The organism is Ventrimonas sp., from assembly GCF_048380235.1.
Lineage (GTDB): Bacteria > Bacillota > Clostridia > Lachnospirales > Lachnospiraceae > Brotaphodocola.
The window spans coordinates 125,368-138,303 of sequence record NZ_DBFCCJ010000034.1; the positions used below are offsets into that span (position 1 = coordinate 125,368).

The window sequence follows — 12,936 nt, forward strand, 5'->3', positions numbered from 1 at the left end:
TACATTTTGTTCATGTGCCGTTCATAATTTATTCACAACTATTTTCTATACTGAAAATGTCTTAAGAAAACGGTTGTAACTTGATGAAACAGTCAAATTGCACATAGATTTTTCATAATTGCCCCGGCTGGACGAAAGTCCACCGGGGTCTCCTCATTTTATCTGATTTTGCGCGGTTTTGCAAGAGTTTACCCGGAGCAATCCTGCTCCGGGCATTTCTTTTTTTAATACATGTATCCTTAACCAAGCACCAGACGGGCTGCTCCGTAAATTCCCGCATCATTTCCCAGTTTTGCCAGACCAATCACGCCCTTATTCTGTGAAATAGGAGAATAGTGCTGATAATATTTGTCGATGATATCAATTAAAAACTGACCTGCCTTTGACACACCGCCTCCAATGACAAACATCTGCGGATCTACCGTCATGGCAATGCCTGCCAGAGCCACGCCCAGATAACGGCCCACCGTCTCCACCACGGAGAGCGCCAGCTCATCCCCGGCCTTTGCTGCATCCAGAACATCCTTCGCTGTTACTGCGTCACCATACTGGCGAAGTACAGAAAGAGTCTCCTCTCCTGCCATGCGGCGTCTCGCCTCTCTGGCAATACCGGTTGCACTGGCAATCTGTTCCACACAGCCTACACCACCGCAGTTGCAGTGCTCCCACTCCTCATCGCGTACATGGATATGACCGATTTCACCGCCCAGTCCATGCTTTCCGGCAATGATCTTCTCATCAATAATAATGCCGCCGCCCACGCCGGTTCCCAAGGTTACCATGACAATATCGGTAAAGCCCATACCGCCGCCGCGCCACATTTCACCCAGGGCTGCCACATTGGCATCATTTCCGCTCCGGACCGGAATTCCATCCAGCATGGCACTGAGTTCCTTCTGGGGATTTACATTCCGCCAGCCCAGATTCACGCAGACCTCCACATAGCCATCCGGCATGACCGGTCCCGGAATACCAAGTCCTGCTCCCAGAATGTCAGAAAGGTGGATTTCCTTTTCCATAAGGACTTCCCGGATGGAAGCTGCCACATCCTCTAAAATATAGCGGCCTCCCTCTTCCTTTCTGGTCGGAACCTCCCACTTAAACAGCAGGGTACCATCTGTCTCAAATAAACCAATCTTAACGGAGGTTCCCCCCACGTCAATGCCAATACATTTCTTTTCGCTTTCGTGCATGCCGTTCTCCTTCCCGATACCCACACCGCCCGGCAGATTTTTCTGCCGGGCGGTACGGGCTGCATGTTTCTTTTATAAGATCTTACAGGCTGCGTGCTACATCAGCAACATGCTCTGCAGTAAATCCAAAGTGTTCAAAAAGCTGTGCTGCCGGACCGCTTGCACCGAAACCGGTCATAGTCACGCATGCGCCGTCCAGACCAACGTACTTGCCCCAGCCAAAGTCGCTCAGTGCCTCTACGGCAACACGTTTGCGGACTTCTTTCGGAAGTACGGACTCCTTATATTCTGCGGACTGCTCCTCAAACAGATCCATACACGGCATGGATACAACACGTACCTTTCTGCCCTCTGCTGCCAGGATCTCTTTTGCCTTTACAGAAAGCTCTACCTCAGATCCTGACGCGATCAGGATCAGATCCGGGGTTCCCTCACAGTCATCGATCACATAGCCGCCCTTTAAGGCATCCTTGCAGCTTCCCGGCATCGGAGCCAGGTTCTGTCTGGACAGTACCAGTGCGGTCGGGGTGGTCTTGGAGGTAACTGCGCTGTACCAGGCTGCTGCCGTCTCAGTTGCGTCACACGGACGGAATACATGGAAATTCGGCATTGCGCGGAACATAGCCAGCTGCTCGATCGGCTCGTGGGTCGGTCCATCCTCGCCTACACCAATGCTGTCGTGAGTGAAGACGAAGGTTAACGGCATCTTCATCAGGGCAGACAGACGTGCCATCGGCTTGGTGTAATCGCTGAATACAAAGAAGGTGGATACATAGGTCCGCAGGCCGCCATGCAGCATCATACCGTTTCCGATTGCCGTCATAGCCAGCTCACGAACACCAAAGTGCATATTTCTGCCAGCGTAATCTGCCTTGGAGAAATCTCCTGCATCGCTCATGTTGGTCTTGTTGGACGGAGCCAGGTCAGCAGAGCCGCCGATCAGGTTCGGCATGCGGTCTTTTAACTTGTTGATGATCTTACCGGACAGGTTACGGGTTGCCTCAGCCTTCTCGCTGTTTGCCCAGAAGGAATCGTCCTCCATAAGTGCCTTTGCAAGCTCGTCCGTGTCTCCGTAATACTGGTTCCAGAGTGCTTCCATCTCCGGGTACTCCTGGCAATATGCAGCAAACATCACATTCCATGCAGCCTCAGTCTCAGCCTTTTCCTCTGCTGCCTTTGCATAGTGGTCATACACCTCCTGCGGCACATAGAACGGCTCTTTGGACGGCCATCCCAGGAAATCCTTCATAGCTTCGATATTCTCTTCGCCTAAAGGCTCGCCATGCGCACTTGCCTTGCCCTGTTTTGCCGGGCAGCCATAACCGATCTGGGTATGGATGGTGATGAAGGACGGGCGGGTAGTATCCGCTTTTGCCTCTTCGATGGCTTTGCCGATCTCCTCCAGGTTGTTGCCGTCTGCAACGTCCAGAGTCTGGAAACCAAATGCAGCCATGCGCTCCTGTACATTCTCGGTAAATGCGATATCGGTGCTTCCCTCGATGGAGATGCGGTTAGAATCATATAATACGATAAGCTTGGAAAGGCCCAGGGTTCCTGCCAGGGAGAATGCCTCGGAGGAAATGCCTTCCATCATACAGCCGTCGCCGCCCAGAACATAAGTGTAATGGTCAACGACCGGATAATTCTCTTTGTTGAAGATAGCTGCCAGATGTGCTTCTGCTGCTGCCATACCGACTGCCATACCCATGCCGGCACCTAATGGTCCGGTCGTTGCTTCAACACCAACGGTGTGTCCATACTCCGGATGACCTGCTGTCTTGGAGCCTAACTGACGGAAATTCATCAGATCTTCCTTAGACAGATCACCGTATCCAAATAAATGGAGCAGGGAATATAACAACATGGAGCCATGACCGCCGGATAAAATAAAGCGGTCGCGGTTTGCCCACTGCGGATCTGCCGGATTGTGGTTCATGTGGTTCATCCAGAGTTCATATGCTGCCGGAGCACTGCCTAACGGAAGACCCGGATGACCGGATTTTGCTTTCTGGATCGCATCTGCGGATAATACGCGGATTGCGTTCACAGACATGGTATCGATAGTGTTCATTGGTGAGACCTCCTGGTATTGTATAATTTTGTATTGCATACTTGCTAACGCAGCTTCAGCTCCTGCATCTGCTGCGGACCGGTTACCACCAGTGTTCCCGGGAACCGTCCTTTTCTGATCTTCGAAACAGGAAAATCAAACGTTGCATCAAATTTTTCTGTTCCGCTCATATTATAAATCCTGCAGGAATCTTCATTGTACAGGATGATCAGATCTCCGTCAAAATCTGCATGGGTATATTCGAAATTGAATTCCTTGCTCAGCACATGGGTACCGTCCTTTTTGTAAACCTCCAGGCGGCTTCCGTATTCTCCGTTGGTATTGCGGACAATGGCTGCCGCATACTCATCGGAGTAGAATACACTGTCGATCCGCTCCTCAATGTTCCTCTGCTCCACCAGCTCCGGTGACGCCAGGTTTCTGGAAGAGAAAAAGGTTAAAGCCTTGCCGGAAAACGCACAGGAATATGGATTTCCCATATAGGTTACCCTTGGTACCATATCCCCCTGGAATTCGTCATCAAAGCCGCCCACCAGACGGTTCGGCACATTCTTTCCGATCTCGGAAAAGTCGTAAAATACCACACGGTTTTTCAGTTCACTGCCCTGCAGATAAACAAAGGAGCTCATCAGCTGAGTGCCGTCATCTGACAATGCGATATCAAGCGGATAGCCGTCTCCCGACATATTGGTCTTAACGGTGATATCCAGGGAAGTGCCGTCTTTCTGAAAAAATGTGATATAGCTGGAAGCAGAATCTTCCAGCACAGCAGCCGTAACACCGGTCCCGGATACTGCCACCTTGCTGATGGGAAGCACCGTTGTTGCCTGCCCCAGTGTTCCGTCTGTATTGCATATGTAAATGCTGTTGCCCTGCATATCCGCAATGGCTGCGTAATCTCCCTTTACGGAAATGATGGGAGATTTCATCTCATAGCTCTCTGTCCAGACTGTGCGTCCCCGGTTGTCCAGGTAAGAAGCACCGTCCTTCGTGTATTTTAAAACATTCGTTCCAAAGCTCTCGTAGCCCACAAGGCTTCCCTCGTTTAAATCCACCTGCCATGCTGTTTCATAACCGGAATAGCGGTAATTGCGCTGATAAAAGAACCAGGCAGCCGCGCCTGCGGCAATCAACAGCAGTACCAGTAATACGAGGATCCACCGGTGACGCAGTACCCGGTTATGAGCCCTGCGCACCACCGCTTCACTGTCTTCTTCCGGTTCAGCGTTCCATGCGGGCTGCTGCGGACTGACGATCTGTCTGCGCAGCTTATCTTTCTTACTTTCTCTGCTCATGGAGCTGAAATCACTCATCTCTTTTGTCTCCTAACATAGCCTTTCCGTTGCCTCCAACAGTGAAGGATATATAAATTCAGTATACATCATTTCGCCGGAAGATACAACTCCTGCCCTACGGAAATGTGATTCTCGTCTGCCAGTCCGTTCCACGCGCAGATCTGTGAAATCTGTGCCATACTATGATACCGTTCCATACAGATGCTGTACAATGTTTCCCCATCCCGGACCACATACTTTACGGCATCGGACGGGATCTGTACTGTTGCTGCCGCAGGCGCTGCATCCGCCGCATCTGCCGAGGCGCCCGCGTTTCCGCCTTGAAATGTGCCGTTTTTCTCTGCACTGCTCCCAGCTGCTTCACCTGCTGCATCCGCACTTTCCTGTGCTTCACTCTCGGCCGCACTGCTGTCTGCCGCTCCGCTCTCACCATTTCCGCCGGCCGGATCGATCACAATGTCTGCCAGTGTCGGATACACCTCACCCGGCACGGACTCCACCTCAAGTTCTCCGCTGTTTTTCTGCCCTGTGTAGGAATACGGCAGAGCAGAAGCGATCACACTCTCCATATCTCTCATTTTCCGGTAATTTCCAAATATGATCATGCCGCCGGCCAGCACCAGAACCGCCAGTACACTGCAGGTACCTCCCAGAAGTCCAATGGTTGAACGGGCATGTCCCACGCTCTGTTTGCGCTCCTCCATCCGGTCACGAAAATCCTGGATCACCACATCCCGCGTCCCGCTTTCCACACGCCGCGCATCCTTCCTAGAAACCATGTAATCCTGCATCATCTGGTTTCTCTCATAATAGATGCTATAGCCCCTCAGCTTATAAAATCCGTCCTCCGAGGCCGTGTAGATTGCCTCATCCCCTTCCAGACCGGAATTTAAATACATCAGCTGATTCCTCCCGGAAAAATACTGGCCGTGCTGCTTCCAGTAATCCAGGGGACTCAACGCACAGCCAGGCGCACCGCACAGAAACCATCCCTGCACACTGCGGTGCGGAAACATCTGCTCCATAACCTGATAGGCTTTCTTCCAGGCCTCCTCGGTAAATTCCACCTTCTCCCCATCCCGGGTCACCTGCTCCATCTCCATGGCTCCGTCGATAAACAGAAACGGTATCCCGTCCTCTGTCCGGATTTCGCCCAGCAGCAATCCGACCCGCAGATCCTGTCCGCCGGCCGGATACAATCGTTTCAGATATGTATTGACATAATCTTCGATATAAAGCTTAACCACTTGATCCCGTTCCCCGATCTGCCGGATATTCTTTGGCAGTTTCGGATACGGATTGTAAAGTTCACCCATAATTTCACCCCGCTGCATGATGTTTGTAACCGCTTGTTCAGGCAGTTTCCCGCCTGTCCACGGCCATTTGCTGCATCATAACACGGGGGTACCCATATAATTTGTCATTTTCGGTCACTCAGCTCAAAAAACTCTTCGACAAAAAGTATGGAATTCCGGCAACAATGCCTGGCGGATGCTCTCGCAGATGGAATCTGCCATCTGCATCACCACAGAAAGCCGTACGCTCTGCAGCATCAGCGGATCATAATTTCCATATCCTCCCACAATGCCGGTAATAAAGATATCTCCCACTTCCTGTAGTTCCTTGCATACGCCAAGCCCCGGCCGGAGCGCTCCCTTCCCCAGGGTAATGCAGCCCACATGCTCTGTCTGACCGACCGATGCATCCACCGCCACGATCACATGATCCGGATAACAGTGCTGTACCATAAAAATTGCCTGTTCCAGATTCATGGCATGAACCGGGCTGTCCAATGTCCCCACTACTGTTATCCGGCGGTCTTTCAGTCCCGCCCTTTTCAGTTTATGCCCGATCAGTGGTCCCAGACTGTCTCCTGTGGAGCGATCTGTACCAATGCAAAAGAGCAGGACACCTTTCCGATTCTCCCTCCGCATGATCTCCGCGATCATCTGGCGGAGCATGCCGGCACACAGCGCGGTATCTTCCTGCTCACCGGAATCGAAATAATAAATGTCCTGCTCTCTGATCTGTTTTTTCATAATGTCATCCCGCCTGCACCGTTTTGTTATTGCTATTATAGGCAAACGGGACAACTTTTATTCGCGGCATGATCCCGCAAGAAATCAATGTTTCCGCGCATCCTCCTGGTAAACACTGATTGCCTCGCTAATGTTGGCCGCCCTCCCCTGCTGAAGGATATTACTCAGATCCTGCAGCTTAAACGGATCCAGGAACTCTTTTCCAAGATGGCTTCCATACTGGTCTGTCAGAGTCAAACGGCGTGCCTTCACCTCAGCTGAGGTTAGCTGAAGCTGGCGTTTTACATCCTCATACTGATGATCCAGATCCGCGATTTTTTCCCGGTATCCATGCTCAATTTCATCCTGTAAAATGTTTTTCGTCACATTTTCAAAGGTGCCCAGCGCTTCTTTCTTCTTTGCAGCCACCTCGTTGAGTTCCTGAGTCAGCCGCGCAATTTCGTCGTCATACTTTTCCAGATCGTAAAGTGACTCATTGCGGTCCTTGCGGATGGTACCGGTGATCACTTTGATCTTCTTGTCATTGGCATGCATCTGATCCAGGATCTGACGGCCTTTCCTTAAGCACTCTGCGTACTGGAGCTTGGTGTGATTACCGATCCACATATAAATTCCGCCAACGATCAGAATATCTGCCACATAAACAAGAGCCAGATGCCAGGTTTTATGTTGAGGCAGAAGCATGTAAAGCCCAAACGGAAGCGCCGCAAAAAACAGTGCAATAAAGATCAGGAGACCGAAAAACTCCCCAGCCCAGCGCGGCATATAAAGGCTGTAGTAAAGATGGCTTCTGCACCAGGATGGCACATGGTTTTCCCTAAACTTTGCCTTCATATGGGCGAGCAGCTCCTTGTTATACTCATGAAGTTCCGAAGTTTCCTCCGCAATACGCTCCTTCATGCCCTGATTCTTTGCCTTTTCCCGCTTGGCCCGGGCTTTCTTTAACTGATCCTGTGCTTTATTGATCTCCGCGTCATAGCTGGAATTGATATCGTCTCTTCGTTTTTTTACCGTAGAACCAACGGCATCTGTCATCTGCTTCTTCTCTGTGTCCAAAGCCTTTTTCAAACGGCTTTCGTCCTGTTTCAGCTGCTCTTCCCGGTCTGCAGCTAATGACAGTTCCTCGACAGATTCCCTTGCTGCTGCCAGATAGTCCAGGCATTCCTGAATAGTCTGCGCCATATCTGTTTCCTCCTTCGCAAGCTTTTCCCTGGCATAAACGAAATCCCCCTCCGGGCATTTGTTTTTTGCGAAAGCTTTTTTTCGAAATATACTATTTACAGTTTACTACATTCTGATTCGAACTACAAGCAAATGTGTTGGGATCTGTTTTGAACGGCTTTACAGAAAAACAAAAATCACTTATACTTGTAAACTACAACCAACTGTTCTGTATGTTTACGACGTCCAAATGCAATCCGAAAGGAGAGAAGATATATGTTCCGTATGTGGGGAAAAATCTGGAAAGACAACCATCTGATCAGGGATACTGTGATCTGCCAGACCGATTACAGCATGTCCCGCACCAACATGGTCTTCCAGTCACTGGATGATATCTGTTATGAATTTGATCTTGGAAAACCAATCTGGCTCTCCTCCAATATCAATGACTTTAAGCGCCATGCCAAAACACGCTTTACAAAAGATAGCTTTATTGAACAAATTGATTTTGATTATTTGGAAATTGAAGTGATTGAAGAATAATTTAGGAAAAGGGAGGCCTTTCCGTTATCTGGAAACGCTTCCCTTTGTTGTCAGATGGATTTTTTGCTGCTATTCGCACTTTACACAGACAGCAGCCGGATGTTCTCCATGCTTTTCAGGCCAGATACTGCTTTAAAATGTCTCCGATCAGTTCTACCTCTTCCGGCTTCAGGTCCCGGATCCAGTTTTCATCACCGCCTCTGTTTTTCTCACGGCTGGCTGCCATCTGCTCCAGCCCCCGTTTAATAAACTCTGCGTCCCGGATACTTTCCTTTGCCGGTGTCTCCGGTTCCGGAGGCGCAGTTTTCGCCGCCGCAGAACTGATGTTATTGTTCCTACGGCTTTCCCGGTACCCACCCGAAACCGGCTGCGTTGTCCGGGGAACCGGCTTCTCCGCCTCTTCCGGCTCCACACGGCCCATACGGCCGGCCCGGTCCACAAGGCGGCTCACATTGCGCAGCGCTCCGCGGTCTCCCATGCCTTCAGTGCGCCCATTCTCCACAGCCATATTCCGTGCCATCTTTGGCCCCACGACATTGTCAATCTGATCCTGAAGGCTGATCAGAAGCTGCTCCCGCAAATCTCCGGCAATCCCGCCATCAAACAGCATCGTCAGCATGGCCATCAGTACTGCGCCGCCGCCATACAGGACTATATAATAGGTATCCAGGCGGTACCAGTAAGAGAAAAATGCCGCCGCTCCGCCAAGCAGCAGGCAGAGCCAGGTCCATCTGGCCCCCATGCCGCTCCAGCCAGAAAGGCGAATCCCCATCATATGAAACTCATACAGCTGATGCTCCAGCCAGGCACCGCTATCCACCAGGCCCTGGTTGATGCGGTATGTATTCTCCGCTCTCTGCCGGAGTTCTTTTAAACTTTTGTTCTTGGTCAGTGAAAGGTCTTTGCTTTCCTTCAGCAATCTTTTGTAAGCATGACGGGTAACCAGACGTGTCAGGATTCCCAGTACACAAAATGCTGCCAGCGCATAGAGCACGCGGCCAGTTTCCAGTAATTGCAGCATAAAAACAGCTCCCCTTTCTTTTCCTTTTTCCAACCATACGCCTGCGTCGTTTCAGGATCCGTTCCGCCGCAGGTGTGCAGTTGTCATGGTGTCTCGACAGGTATCATTATAACTGTCCGGCCACCATTTGAAAAGTTCAGGGAGCTCAGAATCGTTCGTCAAATTCTGCTAAAAAACGCACGTTACCTTAAGATAGATTAATATGCCAGAATCAGAGCGCGGGTCAGATTCGTACTGTGGATAATGGCCTGACGTTCAAATTCCGGATAATCCATGGAAGCACTGTCATCCGCCTTATCTGAGATAGCGCGTACGATCAGGAATGGAATCTTGTTTAAATAAGCTGCCTGGGCAATCGCTGCACCCTCCATCTCGGTGCAGGAGCCGTTAAACGTCTTGCTCAACCACTCTTTCTTGTTCTTGTCGCAAATGAACTGGTCACCAGTCAGAATCCTGCCCTCGTAAACGCTGATATCCGGATTTACCTCCTCACAGCACTTCTTTGCAAGACTACGCAGGCGCTCATCTGCTTCAAAGGTCAGCGTCCCAAGCTGTGGGATCTCACCTAACGGGTAGCCAAAATTGGTAGCGTCCACATCATGCTGAATGGCATCAGTAGAAAGCACCAGATCACCAATATTGATTTCTGCCTTTAAAGAACCCGCAATACCGGTGTTAACCACGCCATCCACGCCAAAACGGTCTGCCAGAATCTGCACGCACAGGGCTGCGCTGACTTTGCCGATTCCGGACTGAACCACAACCACCTCTTTTTCTCCGATGGTTCCCCTGTAAAACTCCATACCGGCCACGGTTACAACCTCAGGCTGATTCATTTCCTGCTTTAACTGCGCTACTTCTGCCTTCATGGCACCGATAATTCCTAACATATATGATTTCCTCTGCTTTCTGACTGCTATTTCTGATTCTGATTTCGGGAGCTGTCTTTTCCTGCATGTATGCGGAATCCTGCAATCTGTGCGAAATCCTGCTCCCTGACAGTTTTGCTGCCATTACTACAAGTCTAACAAATCTTTTCCGGAAAGGCAACGGAATTATGATCGTTCAGGCACCGCCAGGGCTGCCGCAAATGACCCTTCGAACGATTCAGGGTTGACATTTTGCCCCTGACAGTTACTATAGTAATACAGATGTTTTTACAAGCATGACTTTCATCCAATCGGAGGTGTTTTTATATGAAAAAAATCGTTTTAACCGGCGGCGGTACTGCCGGACACGTCACACCAAACCTGGCTTTGCTTCCATCTTTACAGGAGCGTGGCTACGAGATCCACTACATCGGGTCCTACAACGGCATTGAAAAAAAGCTCATCGAGAACGCCGGAATTCCTTATGACGGCATTTCATCTGGCAAACTGCGCCGCTACTTTGATATCAAAAACTTTTCTGATCCGTTCCGTGTCATCAAAGGATATGCCGAAGCCCGTTCTCTCTTAAAGAAATACCGCCCGGACGTGGTCTTCTCCAAGGGCGGCTTTGTCGCTGTTCCGGTGGTCCTGGCTGCCAGGCATTTTAAAATTCCAACCATTATCCACGAGTCTGACATGACCCCTGGCCTGGCTAACAAAATCTGCATTCCATCCGCTGCCAAAGTCTGCTGCAACTTCCCGGAGACTTTACAATATCTGCCGGAGGACAAAGCTGTTCTCACCGGATCTCCGATCCGCCGCGAGCTGCTGCAGGGTGACCGTCTGACCGGACTCAACTATACCGGACTTTCCGCAGCCAAGCCCATCATTATGGTCATCGGCGGAAGCCTGGGTGCTGTTGCCGTCAACAACGCCGTCCGCGCACTGCTTCCGAAACTTCTGACGAAATATCAGGTAATACATATCTGCGGAAAAGGCCATCTGGATGACAGTCTCATCGGCCGCCCCGGATATGTACAGTACGAATATGTAGACGCGCCGCTGCGACATCTGTTTGCAGCAGCCGACATCGTCCTGTCCCGCGCAGGCGCAAATTCCATCTGTGAGATTCTGGCACTCAGAAAGCCGAATGTCCTGATCCCGCTCTCCGCAGCAGCCAGCCGCGGAGACCAGATCTTAAACGCACGCTCCTTCGAGAAGCAGGGCTTCTCCACCGTTCTGGAAGAAGAACAGGTTACCAGCGATACCCTGTATGATGCCATCGAAAACACCTACGAAAATCGCCGGAAATTTATCGATGCCATGGAAAAGAGTGATCTGTCCGATGCAGTAAGCATTGTTATGGGGCTGATCGCATCCTATGCCGAAAAAGAAGACACAAACAAATAGCTCTGACAAAAACGGGCGGTGAAAATGGTTTCCATTTTTCACCGCCCGTTTTATGTTATGTTTTCGTAACTGTTTAGTATCCTCACAGTCACATGTTTTCTCTACAGCCCTGCCTTCAGAGCGTCTGCTGTCTGTGCCAGTTCATCCTGTTCCGGCTTGCCCGGTACCCAGTTTACCATATCCGGTCCGCCCTCATAACGCGGGATCACATGCACATGCAGGTGAAATACCGTCTGCCCTGCGCTGGTTCCGTTGTTCTGAACTACATTGAAGCCGCTTGCGCCAAGCTGGCTTTTCATGGATTTCCCGAGCTTTTCAGCCAACGGCAAAATCTTTGCCATGACCGTCTCATCTGCCTCACACAGGTCTTTATAATGATTCTTGGGCAGGATCAGGGTATGGCCGTTTGATGCCGGTCCCAAATCCAGGATCGCACGAAAATCATCATCCTCATATACGGTTGCAGACGGAATCTCGCCGTTTGCGATCTTGCAGAAAATACAGTTGTCGTCTCTCATTGTCGTTTCCTCCATTCGGTTTCTTGCAGTGCCAGTTCAAAAACAAATGAAAAGCACTGCTCCTTGCTTATCGCACATTATAACTCCCAAATGTCCGCTCTGCAAGTACGCTTTGGTTTGCGGTACAGGATGGCTGCCAGGATCATTCCGATCACCAGACCGGCTACATGTGCGGTGTTATCTACTCCGGTACTGGTAAAACCAAGATACAGGGAAAACACTGCCATTACCACCAGCTGTCTTGTGCTCAGATCCTCCAGGAGTCCCTTATTTACAGCTACCACATAGATCAGCCCGCCGACCACACCGAAAATCGCACCGGAAGCTCCGGCTCCCACTGACCAGTCACCCACCGGCATCTCAAACAGCAGGGAAACCACATTGGCCAAAACGCCGCAGCTCAGGTAAAAAATCAGATACTTCACTTTTCCCAGCGCCCGTTCCAGATTATCCCCAAGCACAAACAAAACCAGCATGTTATTCACAATATGATCGATGCCAAAGTGCATAAAAATGGAGGTCAGCAGCCGGTAATACTCGTGCCCCCTCAGAATTAACGGACCATACATAGCCCCATGCTCCAGCATGAAATAGGCATCTTCTGTGGAACCGGTCAGTTCCAGATACAAAAAATAAAGAATGTTCAGGATGATCAGCGTGCCGTTTATCCAGGCCCGCGGCCGCCTTTGCGGCACCATATAATAAGGATTCTGATACTGGTCCATGTAAACTCCGTTCTTTTTATAACATTTTCATAACGTATCTCATCCATTATCTTACCGTATCTTCCCTGAAAAATCCATGTACAAAATCGAT

The 12,936-nt window shown here is 50.3% G+C and carries 12 protein-coding genes; 2 read left to right on the forward strand and 10 right to left on the reverse strand.

All coding sequences use genetic code 11. The features are described 5' to 3' along the window. Nucleotides 1-239: 239 nt before the first annotated feature. From ACMP1L_RS05680 to ACMP1L_RS05705, 6 genes are all read right to left on the reverse strand, one after another. Entirely contained in the window at nucleotides 240-1,193 is a 954-nt protein-coding gene (locus ACMP1L_RS05680) for an ROK family glucokinase (RefSeq protein ID WP_177304741.1), read from the reverse strand. Between the two features lie 82 nt (nucleotides 1,194-1,275). Then, nucleotides 1,276-3,264, reverse strand: coding sequence for a transketolase (tkt, locus tag ACMP1L_RS05685; RefSeq protein ID WP_118731807.1), 1,989 nt, complete (start codon nucleotides 3,262-3,264; stop codon nucleotides 1,276-1,278). 44 nt (nucleotides 3,265-3,308) lie between these two features. Then, nucleotides 3,309-4,577, reverse strand: a complete 1,269-nt coding sequence (locus tag ACMP1L_RS05690) for a DUF5711 family protein (protein ID WP_118731806.1) — start codon at nucleotides 4,575-4,577, stop codon at nucleotides 3,309-3,311. 68 nt (nucleotides 4,578-4,645) lie between these two features. Further along, nucleotides 4,646-5,875, reverse strand: coding sequence for a LysM peptidoglycan-binding domain-containing protein (locus ACMP1L_RS05695; RefSeq protein ID WP_118731907.1), 1,230 nt, complete (start codon nucleotides 5,873-5,875; stop codon nucleotides 4,646-4,648). Between the two features lie 123 nt (nucleotides 5,876-5,998). Continuing rightward, on the reverse strand, nucleotides 5,999-6,598 hold the full coding sequence (gene yyaC / locus ACMP1L_RS05700; protein ID WP_118731805.1) for a spore protease YyaC: 600 nt from the start codon (nucleotides 6,596-6,598) through the stop codon (nucleotides 5,999-6,001). A gap of 84 nt (nucleotides 6,599-6,682) precedes the next feature. Then, entirely contained in the window at nucleotides 6,683-7,780 is a 1,098-nt protein-coding gene (locus ACMP1L_RS05705; protein WP_418452286.1) for a hypothetical protein, read from the reverse strand. Between the two features lie 255 nt (nucleotides 7,781-8,035). On the opposite strand from ACMP1L_RS05705, the gene ACMP1L_RS05710 reads away from it, so the two are divergent. Beyond that, on the forward strand, nucleotides 8,036-8,302 hold the full coding sequence (locus ACMP1L_RS05710; RefSeq protein ID WP_118731803.1) for a hypothetical protein: 267 nt from the start codon (nucleotides 8,036-8,038) through the stop codon (nucleotides 8,300-8,302). Between the two features lie 115 nt (nucleotides 8,303-8,417). On the opposite strand, the gene ACMP1L_RS05715 is transcribed toward ACMP1L_RS05710, so the two are convergent. Next, nucleotides 8,418-9,323 (reverse strand): hypothetical protein, encoded by a 906-nt coding sequence (locus tag ACMP1L_RS05715; protein ID WP_418452288.1) that lies wholly within the window; start codon nucleotides 9,321-9,323, stop codon nucleotides 8,418-8,420. A 197-nt stretch (nucleotides 9,324-9,520) separates the two neighbouring features. Further along, nucleotides 9,521-10,213, reverse strand: a complete 693-nt coding sequence (locus ACMP1L_RS05720; protein ID WP_118731801.1) for a 5'-methylthioadenosine/adenosylhomocysteine nucleosidase — start codon at nucleotides 10,211-10,213, stop codon at nucleotides 9,521-9,523. A 306-nt stretch (nucleotides 10,214-10,519) separates the two neighbouring features. Here ACMP1L_RS05720 and ACMP1L_RS05725 point away from each other — a divergent pair, with 306 nt between their 5' ends. Next, nucleotides 10,520-11,602, forward strand: coding sequence for an undecaprenyldiphospho-muramoylpentapeptide beta-N-acetylglucosaminyltransferase (locus ACMP1L_RS05725; RefSeq protein ID WP_178756017.1), 1,083 nt, complete (start codon nucleotides 10,520-10,522; stop codon nucleotides 11,600-11,602). Between the two features lie 101 nt (nucleotides 11,603-11,703). Here ACMP1L_RS05725 and ACMP1L_RS05730 read toward each other — a convergent pair whose 3' ends face one another. Together ACMP1L_RS05730 and ACMP1L_RS05735 are read right to left on the reverse strand one after the other, a co-directional pair. Then, entirely contained in the window at nucleotides 11,704-12,120 is a 417-nt protein-coding gene (locus ACMP1L_RS05730; protein WP_418452290.1) for an HIT family protein, read from the reverse strand. A gap of 77 nt (nucleotides 12,121-12,197) precedes the next feature. Beyond that, nucleotides 12,198-12,845 (reverse strand): rhomboid family intramembrane serine protease, encoded by a 648-nt coding sequence (locus tag ACMP1L_RS05735; RefSeq protein WP_418452291.1) that lies wholly within the window; start codon nucleotides 12,843-12,845, stop codon nucleotides 12,198-12,200. Nucleotides 12,846-12,936: the final 91 nt, after the last annotated feature.

What these genes read in the sequence shown, in the direction of transcription:
- ACMP1L_RS05680 (WP_177304741.1), bottom strand. Translation starts at nt 1,193, where the DNA reads ATGCACGAAAGCGAAAAGAAATGTATTGGCATTGACGTGGGGGGAACC.
- tkt (WP_118731807.1), bottom strand. Translation starts at nt 3,264, where the DNA reads ATGAACACTATCGATACCATGTCTGTGAACGCAATCCGCGTATTATCC.
- ACMP1L_RS05690 (WP_118731806.1), bottom strand. Translation starts at nt 4,577, where the DNA reads ATGAGTGATTTCAGCTCCATGAGCAGAGAAAGTAAGAAAGATAAGCTG.
- ACMP1L_RS05695 (WP_118731907.1), bottom strand. Translation starts at nt 5,875, where the DNA reads ATGGGTGAACTTTACAATCCGTATCCGAAACTGCCAAAGAATATCCGG.
- yyaC (WP_118731805.1), bottom strand. Translation starts at nt 6,598, where the DNA reads ATGAAAAAACAGATCAGAGAGCAGGACATTTATTATTTCGATTCCGGT.
- ACMP1L_RS05705 (WP_418452286.1), bottom strand. Translation starts at nt 7,780, where the DNA reads ATGGCGCAGACTATTCAGGAATGCCTGGACTATCTGGCAGCAGCAAGG.
- ACMP1L_RS05710 (WP_118731803.1), top strand. Translation starts at nt 8,036, where the DNA reads ATGTTCCGTATGTGGGGAAAAATCTGGAAAGACAACCATCTGATCAGG.
- ACMP1L_RS05715 (WP_418452288.1), bottom strand. Translation starts at nt 9,323, where the DNA reads ATGCTGCAATTACTGGAAACTGGCCGCGTGCTCTATGCGCTGGCAGCA.
- ACMP1L_RS05720 (WP_118731801.1), bottom strand. Translation starts at nt 10,213, where the DNA reads ATGTTAGGAATTATCGGTGCCATGAAGGCAGAAGTAGCGCAGTTAAAG.
- ACMP1L_RS05725 (WP_178756017.1), top strand. Translation starts at nt 10,520, where the DNA reads ATGAAAAAAATCGTTTTAACCGGCGGCGGTACTGCCGGACACGTCACA.
- ACMP1L_RS05730 (WP_418452290.1), bottom strand. Translation starts at nt 12,120, where the DNA reads ATGAGAGACGACAACTGTATTTTCTGCAAGATCGCAAACGGCGAGATT.
- ACMP1L_RS05735 (WP_418452291.1), bottom strand. Translation starts at nt 12,845, where the DNA reads ATGGACCAGTATCAGAATCCTTATTATATGGTGCCGCAAAGGCGGCCG.